Annotated in this window: 16 protein-coding genes; 10 read left to right on the forward strand and 6 right to left on the reverse strand. The window is 31.9% G+C overall.

All coding sequences use genetic code 11. The features are described from left to right. The first annotated feature begins 1 nt into the window (after nt 1). The gene (locus N534_RS0108370) at nt 2-1,180 is read left to right on the forward strand and encodes an aspartate aminotransferase family protein (RefSeq protein WP_028892060.1); all 1,179 of its coding nucleotides are present in this window, start codon (nt 2-4) and stop codon (nt 1,178-1,180) included. Nucleotides 1,181-1,226: 46 nt separating this feature from the next. Here the strand turns inward: N534_RS0108370 and N534_RS0108375 are convergent, their stop codons facing one another. After that, nucleotides 1,227-1,682 carry a hypothetical protein gene (locus tag N534_RS0108375; RefSeq protein WP_028892061.1) on the reverse strand — a complete coding sequence of 152 codons (456 nt, stop codon included), beginning with the start codon at nt 1,680-1,682 and terminating at the stop codon, nt 1,227-1,229. A 131-nt stretch (nt 1,683-1,813) separates the two neighbouring features. Then, the gene (locus tag N534_RS15075; protein WP_051435877.1) at nt 1,814-3,169 is read right to left on the reverse strand and encodes a DUF2971 domain-containing protein; all 1,356 of its coding nucleotides are present in this window, start codon (nt 3,167-3,169) and stop codon (nt 1,814-1,816) included. 415 nt (nt 3,170-3,584) lie between these two features. Between N534_RS15075 and thrA the strand changes: the two genes are divergently transcribed. The 4 genes from thrA to thrC are packed head-to-tail and all read left to right on the forward strand — an operon-like array spanning nt 3,585 to nt 8,876. Beyond that, on the forward strand, nt 3,585-6,026 hold the full coding sequence (gene thrA / locus N534_RS0108385; RefSeq protein WP_028892062.1) for a bifunctional aspartate kinase/homoserine dehydrogenase I: 2,442 nt from the start codon (nt 3,585-3,587) through the stop codon (nt 6,024-6,026). Nucleotides 6,027-6,029: 3 nt separating this feature from the next. Beyond that, nucleotides 6,030-6,659 carry a class I SAM-dependent methyltransferase gene (locus N534_RS14610; RefSeq protein ID WP_051435878.1) on the forward strand — a complete coding sequence of 210 codons (630 nt, stop codon included), beginning with the start codon at nt 6,030-6,032 and terminating at the stop codon, nt 6,657-6,659. Next, nucleotides 6,656-7,585: a homoserine kinase gene (locus N534_RS0108395; RefSeq protein WP_028892063.1), complete on the forward strand. Its 930-nt coding sequence runs from the start codon at nt 6,656-6,658 to the stop codon at nt 7,583-7,585. The genes N534_RS14610 and N534_RS0108395 overlap by 4 nt, the downstream gene beginning before the upstream one ends. Nucleotides 7,586-7,595: 10 nt before the next feature. After that, a complete protein-coding gene (gene thrC, locus N534_RS0108400) occupies nt 7,596-8,876 on the forward strand; it encodes a threonine synthase (RefSeq protein ID WP_028892064.1) in 1,281 nt (426 codons plus the stop codon). A 49-nt stretch (nt 8,877-8,925) separates the two neighbouring features. Here thrC and N534_RS0108405 read toward each other — a convergent pair whose 3' ends face one another. Further along, on the reverse strand, nt 8,926-12,483 hold the full coding sequence (locus N534_RS0108405) for a M1 family aminopeptidase (protein ID WP_028892065.1): 3,558 nt from the start codon (nt 12,481-12,483) through the stop codon (nt 8,926-8,928). Nucleotides 12,484-12,486: 3 nt separating this feature from the next. Continuing rightward, nucleotides 12,487-13,368 carry an ABC transporter ATP-binding protein gene (locus tag N534_RS0108410; RefSeq protein ID WP_028892066.1) on the reverse strand — a complete coding sequence of 294 codons (882 nt, stop codon included), beginning with the start codon at nt 13,366-13,368 and terminating at the stop codon, nt 12,487-12,489. Between the two features lie 205 nt (nt 13,369-13,573). Here N534_RS0108410 and N534_RS0108415 point away from each other — a divergent pair, with 205 nt between their 5' ends. The 5 genes from N534_RS0108415 (at nt 13,574) to N534_RS0108435 (ending at nt 20,751) form a co-directional block, all read left to right on the forward strand. Beyond that, nucleotides 13,574-14,704 carry a sensor histidine kinase gene (locus N534_RS0108415; protein WP_028892067.1) on the forward strand — a complete coding sequence of 377 codons (1,131 nt, stop codon included), beginning with the start codon at nt 13,574-13,576 and terminating at the stop codon, nt 14,702-14,704. Beyond that, nucleotides 14,697-15,398, forward strand: coding sequence for a LytTR family DNA-binding domain-containing protein (locus N534_RS0108420; RefSeq protein WP_028892068.1), 702 nt, complete (start codon nt 14,697-14,699; stop codon nt 15,396-15,398). The genes N534_RS0108415 and N534_RS0108420 overlap by 8 nt, the downstream gene beginning before the upstream one ends. A 67-nt stretch (nt 15,399-15,465) precedes the next feature. After that, nucleotides 15,466-17,238, forward strand: coding sequence for a long-chain fatty acid--CoA ligase (locus N534_RS0108425; protein ID WP_028892069.1), 1,773 nt, complete (start codon nt 15,466-15,468; stop codon nt 17,236-17,238). Between the two features lie 72 nt (nt 17,239-17,310). Beyond that, nucleotides 17,311-19,083 (forward strand): long-chain fatty acid--CoA ligase, encoded by a 1,773-nt coding sequence (locus N534_RS0108430; RefSeq protein WP_028892070.1) that lies wholly within the window; start codon nt 17,311-17,313, stop codon nt 19,081-19,083. A gap of 45 nt (nt 19,084-19,128) precedes the next feature. Then, nucleotides 19,129-20,751, forward strand: coding sequence for a pseudouridine synthase (locus N534_RS0108435; protein ID WP_028892071.1), 1,623 nt, complete (start codon nt 19,129-19,131; stop codon nt 20,749-20,751). A gap of 83 nt (nt 20,752-20,834) precedes the next feature. Here the strand turns inward: N534_RS0108435 and N534_RS0108440 are convergent, their stop codons facing one another. Further along, nucleotides 20,835-22,130 (reverse strand): MFS transporter, encoded by a 1,296-nt coding sequence (locus N534_RS0108440; protein WP_028892072.1) that lies wholly within the window; start codon nt 22,128-22,130, stop codon nt 20,835-20,837. 66 nt (nt 22,131-22,196) lie between these two features. After that, entirely contained in the window at nt 22,197-23,006 is an 810-nt protein-coding gene (locus N534_RS0108445; RefSeq protein WP_028892073.1) for a M48 family metallopeptidase, read from the reverse strand. Nucleotides 23,007-23,049: the final 43 nt, after the last annotated feature.

Genomic DNA, 23,049 nt, shown 5'->3' on the forward strand with positions numbered 1-23,049 from the left:
TGTGAAAGACGATTTTTTAAAATACCAAGGTCAAACCACTCCTCACCCATTAGCTATTGAAATTTCACATGCTAACGGTAGTTATATTTATGACAGCAACGGAAAAGCAATGTTAGACTTCGTAGCTGGAGTTTCTGCCAATAGTTTAGGTCATAATCATTCAAAGGTTAATGAAGCTATAAAAAATCAGTTAGCGCAGTATACACACGTAATGGTGTATGGTGAGTTCATTCAAAAACCACAGTTAGAATTATGTAAAGCTTTAGCAGCAACCTTACCTCCTAACCTTTCGTCTGTTTATTTGGTAAACTCTGGTACTGAAGCTACCGAAGGCGCTTTAAAGTTAGCTAAACGCTTTACCGGTAGAAGCGAAATTATTGCCGCTAAAAATGCTTATCACGGAAATACCCAAGGAGCAATGAGCGTTTGTGGTGCAGAACAACAAAACCGTGCATTTCGTCCGTTAATTCCTGGAAGTAGATTCATCGAATATAATAATGAACTAGATTTAGAAAAAATTACTTCAAAAACTGCCGGAGTCATTTTAGAAACCATTCAAGGAGGTGCTGGATTTATCGAGCCTAAAAATAATTATTTAGCAAAAGTAAAACAACGCTGTGAAGAAGTTGGAGCCTTATTAATTTTAGATGAAATCCAGTCAGGTATTGGACGCACAGGAACATTTTGGGGTTTTGAAAATTACAACGTTATCCCAGATATTATTATCACTGGTAAAGGTTTAGGTGGCGGAATGCCAATCGGAGCTTTTATTGCTTCTTTTGAAGTGATGGATTGCTTAAAAGAACACCCGAAATTAGGACATATTACTACGTTTGGTGGACATCCAGTAATTGCAAGTGCTGGTTTAGCTACGGTACAAGAGATTACTTCCTCTAACTTAATGGAAGAAAGTTTACGAAAAGAAACGTTAATCCGTAATAAATTTAAAAATCACCCAAAAGTTAAAGAAATTAGAGGAAAGGGTTTGATGCTTGCTTTATTAGTAGATACTCCTGAAGAAGCTTCACAAGTAATTTTAAACTGTTTAGACAAAGGGTTGATTTTATTCTGGTTACTTTTTGAAGGAAGAGCCATTCGTATTACGCCTCCACTCACCATTTCAGATGAAGAACTAAAAAAAGGGTGTGATCTTATTGTAAGTGAATTAGATAAGTTGTAATGAAAATATATCCAATTACAGTTTTACATCTTAGGTTAGCTATTTTTTATGTTTCATGTTGTCCAACTTTAATCACTTTTTCGTTTTCAAAGTAAATATCTAAAACATCAGGGTCAATATTGAATAGCCCAGGAACAAACCCAAGTCCATATGCGATATGATTTTCAGTATAAGAGTAATAATCATTACCGAGTAGTTTAACTATTTCCTTTTTTGTTTTTCCAATTAATATTTTACTGTCGATTATGTTTTCTGACATTTTATATCTCTCTTGTGGATTCGATTCCCACTCTTGTTTGTTAAAATCTTTTGTTGGGTAATAAGAAACCGAAAAAAACCACAAATAAATTAATCCAACATATAATATTGGACTAAAAATTACAGCTGGAATTATCGCTAAATATTTTCTGTTTTTATCATTTCCAAAGTTCCTCTTTTTTAAAATCCATTTGGATAAAAAATAGATAGGGATAGAAAGAATCAAAATTATTAATATGACCATTTATTCTTCTATTTAATTGGCTACAACGTGTTTGTTTATGGCTCGTTGCGGAAAATCAGCTATGATTTTCCGCCATAACCGAAAGATAGCAAATTGCAATGAATTCCGATTAGGAATTCAGCCGCAATGAGCTATACACGGTGTTGTAGGTAGTTATTTTTATCAAAAGGTTTTATTGTTCTAAATATTCCGTCATTGGAACAAAAATTTAATTTTCCATCATTGCTCACTATAAAATACTCACCATGAATATTTGGTTCGCAATCATCGTATCTATAATCACCATTTAGTTTTGTAGATGTGACTTTAGTAGAAGACTTACTCCCATCATGATAAATAGTCTCGAAAAATAAATCTTTATTTTCCTCTACAAGAATAATTCCACTGCTAACATATGGTGTTTCATCAATCCACTTTCCCAAGCTTTTTCTTTTATCATTAGTCAAGATATTTACAAGAGACTTTTCTTGCTCAAGAGTAAGTCCGTTTATTTTAGATTCTAATTTGTCTTTTTCATAAGTACTCATAGCCCAATATCCTTCTCCTTTTGAACCGTCCTTTATTGTATATGAAACAAATAGTCTTTCAACTTTCCTGAATATATCCTTTTTTAGTAGTTGAGCAATCCAATCCAATTGTTTTCTATTCACTTTGGACTCTAACTCTATTTCTACCATTCCCTTTATATCTCTAATATAGAGCTTACTATTAATAACGAAATTGATTGGTTTGCCTTTAGTTATTTCTTCAGGTATTTCCTTTAGGTATGTATATTTTTCTTTAGTTAAATCATTTATTTTAACCGCATCAAATTCATAAGAATTATGTTTTTGGATTATTTGATAAAATTGGACATTCCTACCTTTTAATCTATCAATCATTAATTCTTTTTCCTTTTCGTTCATATTTAAACCAAAATATATTGACTTCAAACAACTTGGTTCATAAGGGTGTTCTCCGTAAAAGCCAGTAACAATTCTATGTTCTTGTTCGTATTGCCACCTTTTAGATTTGTAGCCAGCTAATTTCTGTACGATTTGTTCTGATTTAGTGTTATTTATATCTCGTATTCCGTATTCTGGCGGTTTCTTATTATAGATAACAGGAAATGAAAAGGTTTCAAAAGATTTGTAACTGTTTGCTAATAATTCCAAATCATATTCGATACAAAAACCTCTATGACTATCTGCGTAATGTGCCCAAAGTAATTCGTCTTTAAAAGTTTTAGACAAAGAGTATATTCCTATTCCTTTTTTTTTGACATCAAATAGATTGTGAAGAGCTTTTTCTACTTCTGAAAACTGTTCCGATTTTTCTTTGCCAAATAGTTTAGCAAAGGTTCTAGATTGAACTTTGAAAGGGTCAGTATTTATTAAAGTTTCAAAAGGGTCATTTAAATCATCAAATTTAGGTGCCCAATAATAGTTTCTTTCAAGAGAGTCTAAATCTCGTTCAAAATTTCCTCCTCTGTATTTAAAGACTCTCATTTTCTATAATTACCTACTACGTGTTATAAGAGAACAAAAACTACTATTATCCATTTAATATTTTGGGATAAAACAAGTTTTAGTAATTTTTATTATTCTTATTTTTTTAGCAATATAGTTGTATTTTGTGTACTATACAAAGAGGTTTTTCGTAAAAAAAGAACATATGTACTTGTTTTTTAAAAATAATTTATAATTTTACACTAATGTTTAACAACAAAAGAAATATCATCTCTATTCCAGCTGTAAGTATTACGGCTTCTTTTGTTGGCACAACAACTACAATTACTACTACAACCCTTTAGGGGTTATTTCTATACATATCATCATTCCGTATATATTTATTTTTTCAAAAGACTTGAAAACAGATAAATAGCTTAAAAAACCTTATTTTTAATTTATTATCCTTTTTAAAATGAACGTTTTAAAATTTGGTGGTTCGTCAGTAGCCAACCCTCAAAACATAGAAAAAGTAGTACAAATCATCGCCAATGCTTCAGCAAACAACCAACTAATTGTGGTGGTTTCTGCATTTGGAAAAACAACTAATAAACTCATTGCATCGGCTGAACAAGCTGCTCAAAACAACACTAATTACCTCAAAAACTTTAACGAAGTTGAATTAGTACATTTTGAAGTAATTAATAAATTGGTTCCTGAAAATCAGCAAGAAGAAGTTAAAAATCACATTAACTCATTATTTAAACAGCTAAAAACCTTGTTAGAAGGTTGTTTTTTACTAAATGAAATTACCCCTAAAACACTAGCTACCATTAGCGGTTTTGGGGAGTTACTATCTTCTTATATTATTGCAAACATCGCTAGTAAAGAACTCGATGTTGTGTATAAAGATAGTAGAGAGTTAATTAGTACTTCTAATGATTTTGATAAAGCACAAGTTGACTTTAAACTAACCAACTCCAATTGTCAAGAGTTTTTTGCAACTAATAAACACCAAATAACACTCTTACCTGGATTTATAGCTAAAACGAAAGAAGGAAAGTCAACTACCTTAGGTCGTGGTGGTTCTGATTACTCTGCCGCTATTTATGCTGCTGCTATAAATGCTGAAGAATTACAAATTTGGACAGATGTTAGTGGTATGTACACTGCAAACCCGCATCTAGTAAAGCAAGCATTTCCTATTCCACATATTTCGTATCAAGAAGCCATGGAATTGTCGCATTTTGGTGCAAAAGTTATCTACCCTCCTACGATTCAACCTGTGTTGGAAAAAGAGATTCCTATTCGAATAAAAAACACTTTTGACCCTGAAAATTCGGGAACACTCATTTCAAAAATTACAGAAAATGGAAAGCCTGTAAAAGGTATTTCTCATATTGAGAATATTACCTTATTAACTCTAGAAGGAAGCGGCATGGTAGGTGTTTCTGGCATTTCTAAGCGATTGTTTGAAACTTTATCGCTACACAATATCAATGTGGTACTCATTACACAAGCTTCTTCAGAGCACTCTATTTGTGTGGGAATTTATGATGAAGATGCTGAAAAAGCAGCTTTAAAAATTAATGAAGCTTTCGCTGTAGAAATAGAACGTCATAAAATAGATCCAATTATTGTAGAACAAGGATTAGCCATTATTGCTTTGGTAGGCGATAAAATGAGAAACCATCAAGGTTTAAGCGGACAAATGTTTAGTTCCTTAGGCAAAAACAACGTAAATATTCGTGCCATAGCCCAAGGTGCTTCAGAGAAGAACATTTCTGCAGTTATTAACAGTTCAGATGCAAAAAAAGCGTTGAATACCTTACACGAACAGTTTTTTGAAGAAAAAGTTAAACAGTTGAATCTATTCGTTACAGGTGTTGGAAATGTGGGTGAACGCTTTTTAGCACAAATTCACCAACAAAAAAAATACTTAAAAGAACAGCTAAAACTGAATGTACGTGTTGTAGGTATTTCTAATTCTAAACAAATGCTTTTTGATGAAGGTGGTATCAGTTTAAAATCTTGGAAAGAACAATTACAAAACGGAGAAGCAAGTTCTTTAGATCGTTTTTTTCAAAGAACAAAAGCGTTTAACCTTCGTAATTCTGTTTTTATCGACAATACTGCCAATCAGCAAGTTTCTGAAATATATGAACATTATTTAGCCAACAATATTGGGGTGGTTACATGTAATAAAATTGCCTGTGCTTCTGAACTAAACAATTATAAAAAATTAAAGTATATCTCTCGTAAATACAATGTCCCTTTTTTGTTTGAAACCAATGTGGGTGCAGGTTTACCAATTATTGACACACTTAAAAACTTAATTGCTTCTGGTGACCGAGTACATAAAATACAAGCAGTTTTATCAGGGTCTTTAAACTTTGTTTTCAATAATTTTAACGAAAATATTTCATTTCACGATGTCGTAAAACAAGCACAAGAACAAGGATATACTGAACCTGACCCTAAAATTGATTTAAGTGGTGTAGATGTAGCTAGAAAAATATTAATTCTTGCACGTGAAAGTGGTTATGAATTAGAACTTTCTGACATCGAAAACAATGCTTTTTTACCTAAAAAGAGTTTAGAAACCACCAGTAATGAAGATTTTTATGCTTCTTTAACCGAATTTGAAAGCCATTTTCAACAAATATATAAAGAAGCTTCCAACAAAAACTGTCGTTTAAAATATGTTGCTGAATTTAATGATGGAAAAGCGAGTGTTGGCTTGCAACACATTCCTTTTGACCATCCTTTTTATAATTTAGAAGGTAGCGATAATATCGTATTATTTTTTACGGATAGATATCCTGTTAATCCACTACAAATAAAAGGAGCCGGTGCAGGTGCTGAAGTAACTGCTTCTGGGATTTTTGCTGATGTGATACGAATTGGAAATCAATAACCTATGGAAAAACGTTATCAAAATATCATACAGATTTACAATACCGTAGCTCAAGAGTATCAAGATAAGTTTGCTAATGATACAGTATATAATCACAGTTATGACTTGCTTCTAAAACATATGAAACCAACTCATAAAAATGTGTTGGATGTAGCTTGTGGCTTTGGAAAGATTACTCACTATCTTTTAAATCAAACCCCTACACTTTCTGTGTTAGGAATTGATGCAACAGAAAATATGGTGAATTTGGCAAAACAAAACAATCCGAAAGCTTCCTTTAAAGTGATGGATTGTAGAGAAATTAACAGTTTACAGCAAGGTTTTGATGTTATTATCTTCGGGTTTTGTTTTCCGTATCTTACCAAAGAGGACGTTTTAAAACTTATTGAAGAAGCTTCAATTTTGTTGAATTCTAATGGACTTTTATACATCAGTACCATGATTGGTGATTACGAAAAAGATTCTCGTATAACTACTAGTTCAGATGGAAAAAACTCCATGTTTATACATTATTATGAACCATCATATTTGATTGAAGCTCTAGAAGAACAAAAACTCAAAATTTTAGAAAATTACACCAAACTATATCAAGAAGGTGGTGATACCGACTTGTTTTTAATCGCAAAAAAATGAATTATATAAAAATATTTTCACCTGCAACTGTCGCTAATGTTTCTTGCGGATTCGACGCTTTAGGTTTAGCTCTCGAAACGGTTGGAGATACTATGACTTTTACAAAAACCGATACAAAAGGTGTCAAAATAATCAAAATAACGGGAGCTGATTTACCTCTTGACGCACAAATAAATGCTGCGGGTGTAGTTGCTTTAGCTATGCTAGAAAAACACCCTGCTGATTTTGGTATCGATATTACCATTCACAAAGGATATACTCCTGGAAGCGGTTTAGGAAGTAGTGCAGCTAGTGCTGCAGGGGCTGCCTTTGGTGTAAATCAGTTACTAGGAAATGTCTTCTCCCCTCTTGAATTGACACAATTTGCTATGCTAGGTGAAGAGGCTACTTGCGGAACCCCTATTGCTGACAATGTTTCTGCTGCTATTTATGGTGGATTCACGTTGGTTCGCAGTTATGAGCCTTTAAGTATTGTAAAAATCCCTGTTCCTGCTGATTTAAGAGTGGTAGCTATTCATCCACAAGTTGAAGTAAAAACAAAAGATGCTCGAGATGTGCTACCAACAGAGATTCCGCTAAAAGATGCGGTTACCCAATGGGCGAATGTAGGCGGATTAATTAGTGGATTACACACCAATGATTATCAATTAATCGCAGATTCCCTAATTGATATTATCGTTGAGCCAGCTAGAAAAACACTAATTCCTCATTTTGATTTAGTGAAAAAAGAGGCTTTAAAAGCAGGTGCTTTAGGAGCAGGAATTTCAGGTTCAGGTCCAACTATTTTTGCTTTATGTAAAGGAGATGCAACTGCTGAGAATGTTTACAAAGCAATTCAAAACACATACCAAGACAAACAAATTGATTTTAACATGATTCTTTCAAAAATTAATACAAAAGGAATCAAAATTTTAGAACAACACTAAATACGAAATTATGAACTATTATAGTCTCAATCATACATCACCTAAAGTTAGCTTTGAAGAAGCTGTAGTAAACGGATTAGCTCCTGATAGAGGACTCTATTTCCCAGAAAACATCACTCCATTACCTAAAGAGTTTATTAATAATATTGATGAATATTCTAATGAAGAAATTGCCTACGAAGCCATTCAGCAATTTGTAGGAAATGAAATTCCAAAGGAAGTCTTACAAGAAATTATCAAAGAAACAATCAATTTTGAGTTTCCTGTAGTACCGATTGAAGAAAACATTGGTACATTAGAACTATTTCATGGCCCTACCATGGCTTTTAAAGATGTAGGCGCTCGTTTTATGGCGCGTTGTTTAGGTTATTTTAATCGTGATAAAGACCAACAAGTTACTGTTTTAGTTGCTACTTCTGGTGATACTGGTGGTGCTGTAGCTAATGGATTTTTAGGAGTTAAAGGTGTAGATGTGGTTATACTCTACCCTAGCGGAAAAGTAAGTGATATTCAAGAAAAGCAACTCACAACTCTAGGACAAAATATTAAAGCTTTAGAAGTAGATGGTGTTTTTGACGATTGTCAAGACATGGTAAAAACTGCTTTTTTAGATGCGGAAATTAATCGTACGTTAACCTCAGCAAATTCCATAAATGTTGCACGTTGGTTACCACAAATGTTTTATTTTTTCTTTGCCTATAAGCAAGTTTATAAACAACATAAAGAAGTTGTCTTTTCGGTGCCTAGTGGAAACTTTGGAAACATTTGTGCAGGTATGATGGCACAAAAATTAGGATTGCCTATTAAACATTTTGTGGCTGCTACCAATGTAAACGATACCGTTCCTAATTACTTACAAAGTGGAGATTATCAACCAAAACCTTCTAAAGCAACTATATCGAATGCCATGGATGTTGGAAATCCTAGTAACTTTATTAGAATCCAAGAATTATTCAACAATAATTTAGAAGCTTTAAAAACCGCTTTTTCGTCTTTTTCTTTTTCTGATGATGAAACTCGTGAAGCTATGAAGAACATCTATGAGAACTCTAATTATATTGCTGATCCACATGGAGCTGTTGGTTATTTAGGGTTGAAAGAATACGGGTTACAAAATGAATTCGGGATTTTCTTAGAAACAGCCCATCCTGTTAAGTTTTTAGATGTTGTTGAAGATATTTTAGAGGTAACCGTTGAAATTCCACCACAAATAGTATCTGTTATAGATAAACAAAAAGAAGCAACTAAAATTAGCTCATATAAAGAGTTAAAAGACTTTTTAAATGCTTAAAAGCATCACTTAATAACAAAAACCGCCTTAATTAAGGCGGTTTTTATTATTAAAAACTAAATATATTGTCTCTTAAATTTTCATCATTTCTTGTTCCGTAAGGATCTATAGCAATATAACTAGGTTTTTTATTTATTATAAACCTAACTTCAGTGAGCTCTTTATTTATTCGACTGGATTTATAATACAGCATAGTATTATCATCTTTTACAAGTGATGGATGGATTGTAAAAGCTCCTATTTTAATTGGTTCATTAATCCCTGTTTCTTTAGTTTCTCCATTTTCTAATGTTTCAATTCGTTTTGCTTTTATAGTTGCAGTAACCTCATAGGTACCATTAGGTAGCTGTTTGTACGTACTTTTTTCTACAGCCAAATCATAGGTTATTACCTTTTTAAACCAATCATCTATCAAATGATGATTTTCTTTAGGGGTTTCCTTATATAATTCATCTAATAATTCAATGGCATGTGCTTTGGGAGAGTTTTCAAATCGGTATCGATCTGTGATAGTTTTTAATACTCTATTTACTTGCTGCTCCCCTATTAAGTCTCTCAATGCCATGAACACTGTGTATGCTTTTCCATATGATATATAGCCTTCATCCTGTACTTTATAAATTGGAGGTTCTTGAGTTCCGCCGAAAGCTCTTCCGAAGAAATAACGTCTTCTTGCTGCTTCTGCCAGTTCATATAGAGCACGTTTTCCATACATTTTTTCCATTACTACAGCTTCAGTATACTTTGCCAAACCTTCTACAAATAAAGAACCTCCTGCAACAGGTTTCGCTGTTAATGTATGTCCCCACCATTGATGTGCTACTTCATGAATTGTTCTTTTTGAAACTAAATTAAATGTATTTTCTTCACGAACATCTGATAAATACAAACGGTCTTCAACCATGCTAATAACTCCTGGATGCGCATACCCTCCGAATGACCAATGTGAAGGTATTTCTGCTATACGAACATGATTAAAGTTATAAGAACCGAAGTTTTCTTGACAATACGCTAAGGTTTCTTTGGTACTCTCTTCTATTTCATCAATATTAAAATTATGATTTGAACGATAATATTGCTCAATAGAAATACCTTCATGCTTTGCTTTTTTAACTTGATATTTCCCCGAAAAATAGGCTACCATGGGCAATATTTTCCCTTGAGATTTATAATGGTAATAATTTCTATTATTTTTTGACCAAGTCTTAATCAAATTTCCAGAGCTTATAGCTATTTGGTCTTTACTTGTGGACACAATAGTTTCAAATTGTACTTTTTCAATTTTAATATCTTCAAGAGCTATATGAGCATCTGAATTATCTTCTACTATTCTCTCAGGTAATCCTCTTTTTTTACGCTCAATTCTGTCTGCTATTTCATATCCAGAAGCATACCCAATAATAGGTTCAAAATTTTTGTATGTTATATACGTTCCGTCATAAACAATACTTTTATCTTCCTCATACCCTTTTAGTTCTTTTTCAATAGCAAAAGTATATGCTACTGAATCATTGGGTTGGAGTTTTTCTTTAAATTCAAATACATACGCTCCGTGTACTGTATCTTTCGTAGTCAAAAGAGCATTTTTTATATGAATATGCTTTACAGGAATTCGTTCTGTTATTAGTAGTTTGGATATTACTTCATTACTCGTGTTTTTTAAAATGTAATTTGCTTTTACAGTATATTTTCTTTCCTTTGGAAAAATAGCTACTTCCGTTTTTTGTGAGGTTGGATAAGGCTTTTCTAATACTTGATATTGCTTATACATACGTTCATAATTTTCACTAAAATTTAAATAATCATTTTCAGTTTGATAATCACCAACAAAGTTTGTATTGTAAAAGACCAAGCTTGCCATACCAATAGCTACGGAAAGGAAAGTTAAAAAAAATACCTTTTCGCCTAAGTTGCATCCTTGTTTCAGTTGCTCTACTTTATACGAAAATCCTTTTACCATTCCCCTATTCCATATCTTAAACGCTAATAAAATTAATAGCGCTCCTATACTTAGCCAATACAAACCTAAATGATTAAATAACTTAGCATCATTGGCATAGGTATTCATACCATTAAAAGTTACTCTAGGCATAAACCCTATACTTGTTAAAGGGTGTTCTAATCCTAAAAGGTTAGCTTTCATACTTACAATAACAAACAAACCAAAAGCTCCCATTCCTATATATTTACTCTTCGTAATACTGTTTATAAATATGGCAAGCATAGCATATATAACCGATTGTAAACCATAATAATAAAACACAGATGTGTACATACTAAAGTTTACATCAGCAAAACCTAAGCTTACTTGAAAAGCTATACACATAAGCACTCCTGATGCTATTAGTAAGATTGGTAGTAATGATAGACTGATAAACTTAGCAGTAAAAAGCACCCAGTTTTTTACAGGAGTAGCGCCCATAATTAGATTAAAATTAACACTGTGCTCTCTCCATACAATCTCTGAACCGTAAAAGATTAGTAGTATCAATCCAAAAAGAGTTAGCGGACTTGTTATGAGTTCGATTAATTGATTTGTAACCGGATAAATACTCACTCCGTATTCACCTCCTTCAACAACAGTTGCATACAATTCTGAAAAAACAATAATTAACCACATACCTAGTATTACTAAAAAAGGTAAGCTCTTAAATATGCTCTTTAGTTCTAACCGTATTAGCGATAACAGTGATTTTACTTGCGTAGCTACTCCATGTGTTCCATTTATAGGCTTGTATGATATAAGCTGTTTTTTTTCTTTCCTAGTTGTCTTTTTTTTCTTAACTTTTTTTGTAGTCATTCTAAAAGAAAAAACTTTATACGTTAGTAACAACACTCCTATAGAAAGCGCTATCCAAAGTATTCTATTCAATAAAAACAATCCCGAAAAAGAAAGCAATTGTGTGTTTTTTTGATATGCAGTCCAGTATTGAGTTTGTTCAAAAAAAGCAGCTATACCAAAAGAATCTGCTATTGCTGCTACCGACATCATTTCTGGCGATGCTGGAACAGATTGTGCTAATAATGGTGAGTTTAAGAAAATAGAACTTACAAAATACAACATGTAAATAAATACTGCACTTGCATAAGTGGCTATACTGTTTTTAGTAAGTGTACTGACTGAAAATATTAAAGAGGTACAGATAAAAATATTAGGTAACACTAAATACAACCAAGGCTGTAAGTAGTTTAATACATTAAAATTCCCTAGTCTTTCAGCGTCTAAATTAGAAAAATGATTCCCGAAAATATAGCCAATAACAAAAGGTGTAAAAGCAACTACACTAAAAATAAAAGTGCCTAAAAAACGGCTCCAAAAATAATTACTCTTTTTTATGGATGAGCTGTAAATTAAACTTTCCATGTTATGCTGCTTGTCTCTTATAATAGCTGTTACCGCAAAAAACATGGTTATAAAAACACTACCTAAAGTAAAAAGACCTGTATGAAAATAAACTTGATAAACAGCGTTAAAATTAACTCCTGTAGGAGCATGCCCTTGGCTTCCTGTAAAATATCCTAAGCCTAGAAACAAGACTGCAAATATGGGAAAAGCTCGTTGTTTTAACTGATAGTATATTTCAAATTGCAATAATTTCTTAAACATAGGTTAGGCTTTTTTATGGTGAAACAATGTAGCAAAGTAGTAGTCTTCTAAATTCGGAGTGATTCTTTCAAACCCGTTAGATAGTGAAGTCTCAGAAAAAACTCTTATTTGTGTTTCTCCTGACACTAGTTTGGTTGAAATAACCTCGTACATTGTTTTATAGTTCTCAAGGTCTTTTTTAGCTATAATTTTTGTCCAAATATTATGTTCAATACTTGCTACTAATTCTTTTGGATTACCTTGAGAAATGATTTGACCTTCCGATAAAATTGCCATTTGTGTACATAAATTTCTAACATCCTCTACTATGTGAGTAGATAAAATAACAATTACGTTCTCTCCTATTTCACTCAGAAGATTTAAAAAGCGATTGCTTTCTTCAGGATCTAACCCAGCTGTTGGTTCATCTACAATAATTAGTTTGGGGTTGGCTAATAAGGCTTGAGCTATCCCAAAACGTTGGCGCATTCCTCCAGAAAACGTATGTACTGCTTTTTTTCTGTGTTGGTAAAGGTTTACTTGTTGTAATAAAGAAGTTACTTGCTCTTTTCGTGTTGAGTTATTAGTAATACCTTTCAGAATAGCTAAATGATCTAACAATTTTTCTGCTGATATTTTAGGGTACACTCCAAACTCCTGAGGCAGATACCCTAGGTGTTTTCTTATCTCCTCTGGTTTATTAATAATATTGTAATCATTAAATACAATTTCTCCAGATGAGGGTTCTTGTAAAGAAGCGATAGTACGCATTAAAGAAGATTTACCAGCTCCGTTAGCGCCTAATAAGCCAAACATTCCGTTCGAAATTTTTAAGTTTATTCCATTTAGTGCTTTAACTCCGTTAGGGTATGTTTTAGTAAGGTTTGTTATAGTTAATGTATTCATATAAGATTCGTTTTGTTTGCAACAAATCTCTAGCATCATACCTTTATTATAAATTAAAAATGATGTACTCTATTCTTTTCAGCACACACCATATTCTTTTAATAGCTAACTTATGTTTGACTAAAAAAACTATTCATTCATCTAAAAAACAACAGTGTTTATCAATATAATTGTGAGAACAGTTTTACATGAGTAATTTTGAGGTATGATAGATTTTTTAAAGAAATACAAAGCTTTTCTTATTGGATTCTTAATTATTGTTCCATTATTCACCTTATTAGATTATCTGAATTTTCTAAATATACCGAATGATCAACCTGTTGAGGTTATTGTAATTACTGTTTTTTGGGCACTTGTTATTGCTTTACCCATACATAATTATCAATACTTAAAAAGGAAAAAGAAAGCTGTATTTGGTATTGCTGTTCTTTTTGTACTACTTTTTATTACTGTGCTTATTGATTCATTTATGAAGCTTCCAGATAATCCTATCACCTTCATTCTATTAATGATATTTTGGTGTGGGCTAGCTTATTTTTTAGTGCCCAACTTCATAAAAAAATACTGGAAATTCATAGCACTACTATACACACCTCTACTCTTATATTTTTTATACCTACGATTATTTTCTGGTGACTTAGAAGCTTATTTAAAAGTAAAGCAAGAAACTCCGTTCTATATTTTCTTCATACCCATTCCTATCTTCTTTTTTCTTTGGGTTTTTGAACAATGGAAATGGATACAAGAGCTAAAAAAAGAAAAGTCTAAAACAGAATTATCACTCTTAAAAACACAAATAAACCCGCATTTTTTCTTCAATACTCTAAATAACCTGTATGCTTTAACAGTTAAAAGCTCACCCCAAGCACCAGAAGTTATATTAAAACTATCTGATATGATGCGCTATACAATTTATGACGGGGAAAAAGAAACTGTAAAAATTTCAGAAGAGATAGCATACTTAAATAATTACATTGAGCTACATAAAATCCGTTACAGAAAGTCTGTTGAAATTACCTTTAACCATAACATAGATATGAATCTAAATATTCCGCCACTACTATACATTATCTTACTTGAAAATGCTTTTAAACACGGTATAGAAACACTAGCAGAAAATGCTTTTATTCATGTCAATTTATATGATAATGATGATTTTATTTACTTTGAAATAGAAAACAATTTTGATCCTAATGAAATAACTAACTCTAAAGGAATTGGACTGCAAAATTTAAAACGAAGATTATCTTTGTTGTACAAGCAACAACATGAACTAACTATTGATGTTACAAACAACATATACAAAACACTTTTAAAAATACCGAAGCATGCTTAAATATATAATTATTGATGATGAACCTTTGGCACATGAAATTATAACGGAGTTTTGCAGCATGCTACCTCATGTTCAATTAGAAAAAAGTTGCTATAATGCTATGGAAGCTATGCAGTTTTTAAATGAACATACCTTTGATTTTATGTTTTTAGATATCAACATGCCTAAATTAAAAGGCTTAGATTTTTTAAAGACGCTATCTAATCCTCCTAAAACCATTATTACTACTGCCTACAAAGAATATGCTCTAGAAGGGTTTGAGCTAAATGTTGTAGACTATCTTTTAAAACCTTTTAGTTTTGATCGTTTGGTAAAAGCTGTAAATAAAGTATCAGATACTGTATCTACAAAAACAGTCCAAAAAGAAAGCATACAACCAAGTCAAGTCAATACACGACTTTTTATCAAAGGAGATAAAAAACACCATCAAATTGATTTAAGTGATTTGTTGTTTATAGAAGCTTATGGAAATTATACTAAACTATTTTTAGTAGATGAAATGATTATAAGTCATGAAAAGATATCTCACTATGAAACAGTTTTAGATCACAATAACTTTCTAAGAGTACATAAATCATTCATTGTTGCTGTAGATAAAATAAAGTTTATAGAAGGTAACCGTATTATAATTCATGAGCATAAGGTTCCTATTGGTCAAACCTATAAAAGCAGTGTTAGCAAACTTTACAACTAACATCAATTTTATTTTTCGTTTATCTCTTTTATTTTCATAGATTTATGCATCAACCAAAACCATTTAAATGCATATATCTTCAAAAGTTACACGTCTTTTTGATTTCCCATATCACCAACTAGAAAACTATCCACAACAACATTGTTTAGTTTCAAAAGAAAATAATGAATGGAAAAATATCTCTACTCAAAAATATATTGAAGACGCCAATACCATAAGTAAAGCTTTACTAAACCTTGGTGTTAGACCTGGAGATAAAATAGCTGTAATTACTTCTGTAAATCAACCAAAGTGGCATATTTTAGATATAGGAGTTATGCAAATAGGAGCTGTAAATGTACCTTTATATCCTACTTTTTCAGAAAAAGATTATGCCTATATCTTAAATCATTCTGATAGTGTTTATTGTTTTGTTTCTGATGATGAACTTTATCAAAAAGTAATAAAAGTTCAAGAACAAACACAACTTAAAAAGGTGTTTACCTTTGAAGATCTAGAGACAGACTATGGATGGAACTCTTTCCTAAACCTTGGCAAAGATGAAACCCATCAAACAACAGTGAATGAATTAAAAAAAGCTGTAGAACCATACGATTTAGCTACTATTATCTATACCTCAGGTACTACTGGAACTCCAAAAGGAGTTATGCTTTCACACAATAACATTGTTAGTAACGTTTTTGCTGTAGGGAAAAGACTCGATTTACAAGGAAATAAAAAAAGAGTTATTAGCTACTTACCTATTTGTCACATTTTTGAGCGTGCAGCATCTTATTATTGTCAATATATGGGCTTTGAAATTCATTTTGCTGAAAGTATTGATAAAGTTGGGGATAATTTACGTGAAATTCAACCTCATTTTATGGCAGTTGTTCCTAGATTATTAGAAAAAGTTTTTGATAAGATAGTTGATAAAGGAAGTAATTTAAAAGGTATAAAAAAACGTCTATTCTTCTGGGCATTGCAACTAGGAGAACAGTATAAACCATACAAAGAAAATGGTTGGTGGTATGAGTTTAAGCTCTCTATAGCCCGTAAACTTATTTTCTCAAAATGGAAAGAAGCTTTAGGAGGACAATTAGAATTTATGTTAGCGGGAAGCGCTCCTACACAAGCTAGACTTGTTAGAGTATTTACAGCTGCAGGAATTCCTGTTTTTGAAGGCTACGGACTTACTGAAACTTCTCCTGCTATCTCTGTAACCGATATGCGAAATAATGGCTTTAAAATAGGAACAGTTGGGAAAGTTATTGAAAACGTAAGTGTAAAAATAGCTGATGATGGAGAGATCTTAGTTAAAGGCCCTAACGTAATGATGGGTTATTATAAAGATTTAGAAAAAACTGACGAATCTATTGAAAACGACTATTTTCATACGGGAGATATCGGAGAACTAGATAATGAAGGTTTTTTAAAGATTACGGATAGAAAAAAAGAAATCTTCAAAACTTCTGGAGGTAAATATATTGCTCCTGCTATACTAGAAGGTGAATTAAAAAAATCACGTTTTATAGAACAAGTAATGGTTATTGGTGAAGGAGAAAAAATGCCTGCAGCATTAATCCAAGTAGCTTCAGAATTTGTTCAAGAATGGGCTAAAAGACATAACCATACTATTACAGATATAACTACAGATAAAAAACTAATCAAACGAATTCAAAAAGAAATTGATTTTTGTAATGAGAAGTTTGGTAAATGGGAGCAAATAAAACGTTTTGAAATTACTCCTGATGAATGGACTACAAATGCAGGTCATTTAACTCCGACATTAAAAATGAGACGAAAAATTATCTTAGAAAAATACAATAATCTATACCAAAAAATATATAATCCTCAATAAATCAACCAGTAAACTACAACTTGTGCAATCGGGGTATTTTTCATACTTTGCAAAGCCCAAAAATTTGAACATATGTCGATTGAAATTACGCGTCTTTTTGACTTTCCTTATTATCAACAAGAAAAATATAATTTAAAAAAAGCATTTATCACTAAATACAATGGTGAATGGCAATCTATATCAACAAATGAGTATATAGAAAAAGCCAACGCTATAAGTAGAGGTTTATTACGATTAGGAATACAACCAAACGATAAAATTGCTGTAATTTCAACCAACAATAGAACTGAATGGAATATTTGTGATATTGGAATATTACAAACAGGAGCTCAAAACGTTCCTATTTATCCAACCATTTCAAAAGAAGACTACGAATATATCTTAAACCACTCTGAAGCTACTTATTGTTTTGTTTCAGATGATACCATCTTAGAAAAGCTAAATCAAATAAAAGGAAATACAAAGCTTAAAGAAGTTTTTACTTTTGATGATATTCAAGGAGAAAAAAGTTGGAAAGAAGTTTTAGCATTAGGCGAAGATAATAGTAATCAAAATGAAGTTGAAGAGCGTAAAGCTGCTGTTAAAACTGACGATTTAGCTACCTTAATTTACACTTCTGGAACAACAGGACGCCCTAAAGGAGTTATGTTAAGTCATAAAAACATAGTTTCAAATGTATTGAGTAGTGAAAAAAGAGTCCCGCTTGAAAATGGACAAGGAAGAGCTTTGAGCTTTTTACCTGTTTGTCATATTTTTGAACGTATGCTATTATACTTATATCAATATTGTGGAATCTCTATTTATTTTGCAGAAGCTATTGATAAATTAAGTGAAAATGCACAAGAGGTAAAGCCTAATGTAATGACCGCTGTTCCTAGATTATATGAAAAAATATATGATAAAATATATGCCAAAGGAGCTGACTTAACAGGAATTAAAAAGAAATTATTCTTTTGGGCTATAGACTTAGGTTTACAATATGAGCCATATGGAGCTAACGGATGGTGGTATGAGAAGAAATTAAGTATTGCTAGAAAACTTATATTCTCTAAATGGCAAGCTGCTTTAGGTGGAGAATTAAAAATAATGGTATCTGGTTCTGCTGCATTACAATCTCGTTTAACAAGAGTATTTACAGCTGCTGGAATGCCTGTAATGGAAGGTTACGGTCTTACTGAAACTTCTCCTGTTATTTCAGTAAATGATATGCGTAATGGTGGTTTTAAAATAGGGACTGTAGGTAAGTTAATCGATGGTGTTGAAGTAAAAATAGCTGATAACGGTGAGATCCTAGTAAAAGGTCCTAACGTAATGCAAGGGTATTACAAAGACCCTGAAAAAACCGCTGAAGCATTACAAAACGGATATTTCCATACAGGTGATAAAGGTGAATTAAGTGAAGATGGTTTCTTAAAAATAACTGGACGTACTAAAGAAATGTTTAAAACCTCAGGTGGTAAGTATATTATTCCACCATTATTAGAAGGTCAGTTAAAACAATCTCGTTTTATAGAACAAGTAATGGTTATTGGTGAAGGTGAAAAAATGGCTGCTGCATTTATTCAACCAAACTTTGAGTTTGTACGTGAATGGGCACAAAGACATAACGTTACCTTAGGAGATAATAAAGACTTGGTAAGTAATCCTAAAGTCATAGAACGTATTCAAGAAGAAGTTGATTATGCCAATACAAAATTTGGTAAATGGGAAACTATTAAAAAGTTTGAATTAACTCCAGAAGAATGGTCTATTGATAGTGGTCACCTTACCCCTACGATGAAAATGAAACGAAACATTATTAGAGAAATGTATAAAGACTTATACGATAAAATTTATAGAGAATAATCGTTTATTTAAAGTGTTGTGAAAGCAACACTTTTTTCTTTTAAGATGACAAAAATAATTTCTTTTTCTTCGGATATATCTAACATTGAATTACCAAAAAAATTCGATTATCCATACAATTATTCACCTCACACCTTAGCTCAAATAGCTACTAAAGAATTACAAGAGTATTTAGTAAACCAAACCGATTTTTATCACAACTTCGGAATCAAAAAACCTGAGGATGTAAAAGCGCTTGGAAAAATGTTTGGAGTATTAGTTATAGAGCAACAAGATGGAAATTTAGGATATTTAGCTGCTTTTTCAGGAAAACTAGCTGAAAGTACACAACATAAATATTTTGTTCCGCCAGTATTTGATGTGTTAGATGCAAATGAATTTTATATTAAAACAGAAGAACAGCTTAATGAATTAACTCATAAAATAGTAAGCTTAGAAAACGCTTCTGATTTTATTGAAATAAAAAAAGTATATCAAGAAACACAACAACTACACGACAACCTTTTAACAAAAGAGCAGTCTAAAATTAAACAACGTAGAAAATTTAGAAAAGAATTAGGAAAGCAAAACAACCAGTTAAATATTAACGAAGAGTTTTACTTACGTGAATATGAAGTGTATTTAAACGATAAAATAGCTCCTTTAAAAAAAGTATACGACACAAAACAGCAGCAAATTGAGGAGTTAAAGCAGAAACGAGCAAATATTTCAGCCTGGGCTCAACAAGAAATATTTAAAAAGTATGCTTTTCTTAATTATCGAGGAGAAACTAAAAACTTATTAGATATTTTTACTGACTCTACACAAAATATTCCTGCTGGTGCTGGTGATTGTTGCGCTCCTAAATTACTTCAATATGCATACAAACATCAACTAAAACCTATTTGTATGGCCGAGTTTTGGTGGGGTAAGCCTTTGCAAACCTCTATAAGAAAACATCAAAACTACTACCCTGCTTGCACTGGTAAATGTAAACCTATTTTAACACACATGTTACAAGGAGTAACTGTAGAAGAAAACCCATTAATGGCACAATTAAAAGAAGAAAAAGAAATTACAATTATTCATGAAGATGCAGATTTATTAATAATCAACAAACCCCATGAATTATTGTCAGTTGCTGGTAAAGAAATTAAAGATTCTGTTTTTAGTCGTATTCAAAAATTATATCCAAAAGCTACAGGTCCGTTAGTTGTACATCGTTTAGATATGTCAACCTCAGGAATACTATTAATAGCAAAAAATGAAGACACTTATAAAGCTTTACAGGCGCAATTCATTAATAAAACTATACAGAAACGCTACGTAGCTTTATTAGAAGGTGTTTTAAAAGATAAAAAAGGGATTATTGAGTTACCACTTAGAGTAGACCTAAATGATCGTCCTAAACAGCTTGTTTGTTATAAACATGGAAAAAAAGCGTTGACTCAATGGGAAACTATAGAAACTCTAGACAATAAAACCAAAGTCTACTTTTATCCTGTAACAGGACGTACACATCAATTACGAGTTCATGCAGCTCATCATTTAGGTTTAAACATAGCTATTGTTGGAGATGATTTATACGGTAAGAAAGCAGATAGGTTGTATTTACATGCTGAAAAAATCACATTTGTACATCCAACTTCAAAAGAACAAGTAAGCTTTACCGCTCCTGCACCTTTTTAATCGCAGGGCGATAGCCAAAAAAAACCTTAAACTTATTTTAAAATAGTTTTAAGTATTATTTGTGTAGCTAATATTACACAATTTTATACTACATATTTTGTCTTTTTAAGTGTGCTTAAAATAATAAACGAAGCTAAAAAGAAAATAGCTAAACACAACACACTCCACTGCATAGAACCTGTAATTGCATTTAATGCTCCATATACAGCTGTTCCTAAAACAATCGCTATTTTTTCGGTAACATCATAAAAACTAAAATACGTAGCATGGTCTTCTGTTTCTGGTAATAACTTTGAATACGTAGAACGTGTTAAGGTTTGAATAGCTCCTTGTACTAACCCTAATAAACCTCCTAACCCATAAAAATAGATATCAACATACTCTTGAGATTTATCTAAAGAAAAAGCACAAAAACAAACTAACATCCACACTGCAATCGTTACTTTTAAAGCAGTTATATTTCCCCATTTTTCTGAAAACCTTGAAAATAAAACAGCTCCTAAAATTGCAACAATTTGTACCAATAAAATGGTAATAATTAAACTCGTAGAAGACAACCCTAATTCTGATGAACCAAAAATAGCGGCCATTAAAATAATAGTTTGTACACTAATACTCAATAAGAAGAAAGAAATTAAAAAGCGTTTTAAGGTTGGATAATTTAATAGCTCTTTAATTACTATTTGTAATTCTCTGTATCCTTTCCATATATAGTCTTTTTCAGGTTTTTTGTTGTATACATTACCTGGTAAACGTTTAAAGGTAACTTGAGCAAATCCTAACCACCATAAACCTACCATAACAAATGAAATTCTAGACGCCATTCCTGCACTAATACCTATAGTTTCAGGAAACATAATCATAGCTAAATTTATTAGTAACAAAATAACAGAACCAATATACCCATATACAAAACCTTTAGCACTGGCTCTATCTTGCTGTTCTGGATGAGCTACCTCTGGTAAATAAGCATTATAAAACACCAAACTTGCCCAAAAACCTATACTTGCTAAAACAGTAAATAAGATTCCAATCCACACAGTGTCTATTCCATCAAAAAAGTACAAGCTCATTACCGATAATGATCCTAGTGTACAGAAAAACTTCATAAACTTTTTCTTACTTCCCGTATAATCTGCAATACCTGATAAAATTGGAGAAATAAAAGCTACTACTAAAAAAGAAAACGATAAAGCATAGCTATATAAACTATCTGGATGCTCCCAATCCATACCCAAAAAGCTTACTATTTTACCTTCCGTTACTCCACTGTAATACAACGGAAAAACAGCTGTACTAATTACTAATGAATATACTGAATTGGCCCAATCGTAAAATGCCCATCCATTAATTAACTTCTTATCGCCTATTTTATACATATTCTTATAATAAAAAACCGCTCATTTTTTAATGAACGGTTCGCAATATACTATAATTTATCAATCTTACTTAGTCGGAGCCACATTGTATTTTACCGCTAACTTTTTAGCTTCTGGTAAAAAGTTTCTTAATGTCTGAATACGCGTTTGGTTAGATGGGTGTGTACTCATAAACTCTGGTGGTGCTCCACCTCCAGACCTTTCACTCATTCGTACCCATACTTCAGCAGCTTCTTCTCCTTTATACCCTGCCATGATCATAAAAACTAAACCTAATTTATCTGCTTCGGTTTCATGTTCTCTACTAAATGGCAACATAACTCCTACTTGCGTTCCTAATCCGTAAGCCATATTCCACATTTCAGCATTTTTACTATTTTGAGTACTTAATGCTAAAGCTACTCCTCCTAATTGTTGTAATTGTCCTGTAGACATACGTTCTTGTCCGTGTTTCGCAAATGCGTGGGCTACTTCATGTCCCATTACTGCAGCTACTCCATCTTCATTAGCACAAATAGGCATAATACCTGTATAAAAAACTACTTTACCTCCAGGTAAACACCAAGCATTAACTGTTTTATCTTCTACTAAATTAAATTCCCATTTATAGGCATCAGCTTCAGCTGACTTACCATTAGCCCTTAAAAAACGATCAACCGCTTCAGAAATATTTTTCCCTACACGTTTTATTTGATTCGTTTGTTTAGTATTAGTCGACAATTTATTTTCTTTTAAAAAAGTTTGATACTGCGCAAAACTCGCTGGTAGTATTTCAGCATCATTTACAAAGTTTAATCTTTTTCTTCCTGTAATTGGTACAGTACTACATTCCGCTAAAAAAATAGCTAATAGTGTTAGACCTATAATTTTTTTCATTGTTTAATAGTTTAAAGTTCTATGTTCTTGGTTGTATATTTTG

The sequence above is a fragment of the Tenacibaculum sp. 47A_GOM-205m genome (assembly GCF_000518405.1).
Classification (GTDB): Bacteria; Bacteroidota; Bacteroidia; order Flavobacteriales; family Flavobacteriaceae; genus Polaribacter; species Polaribacter lutimaris.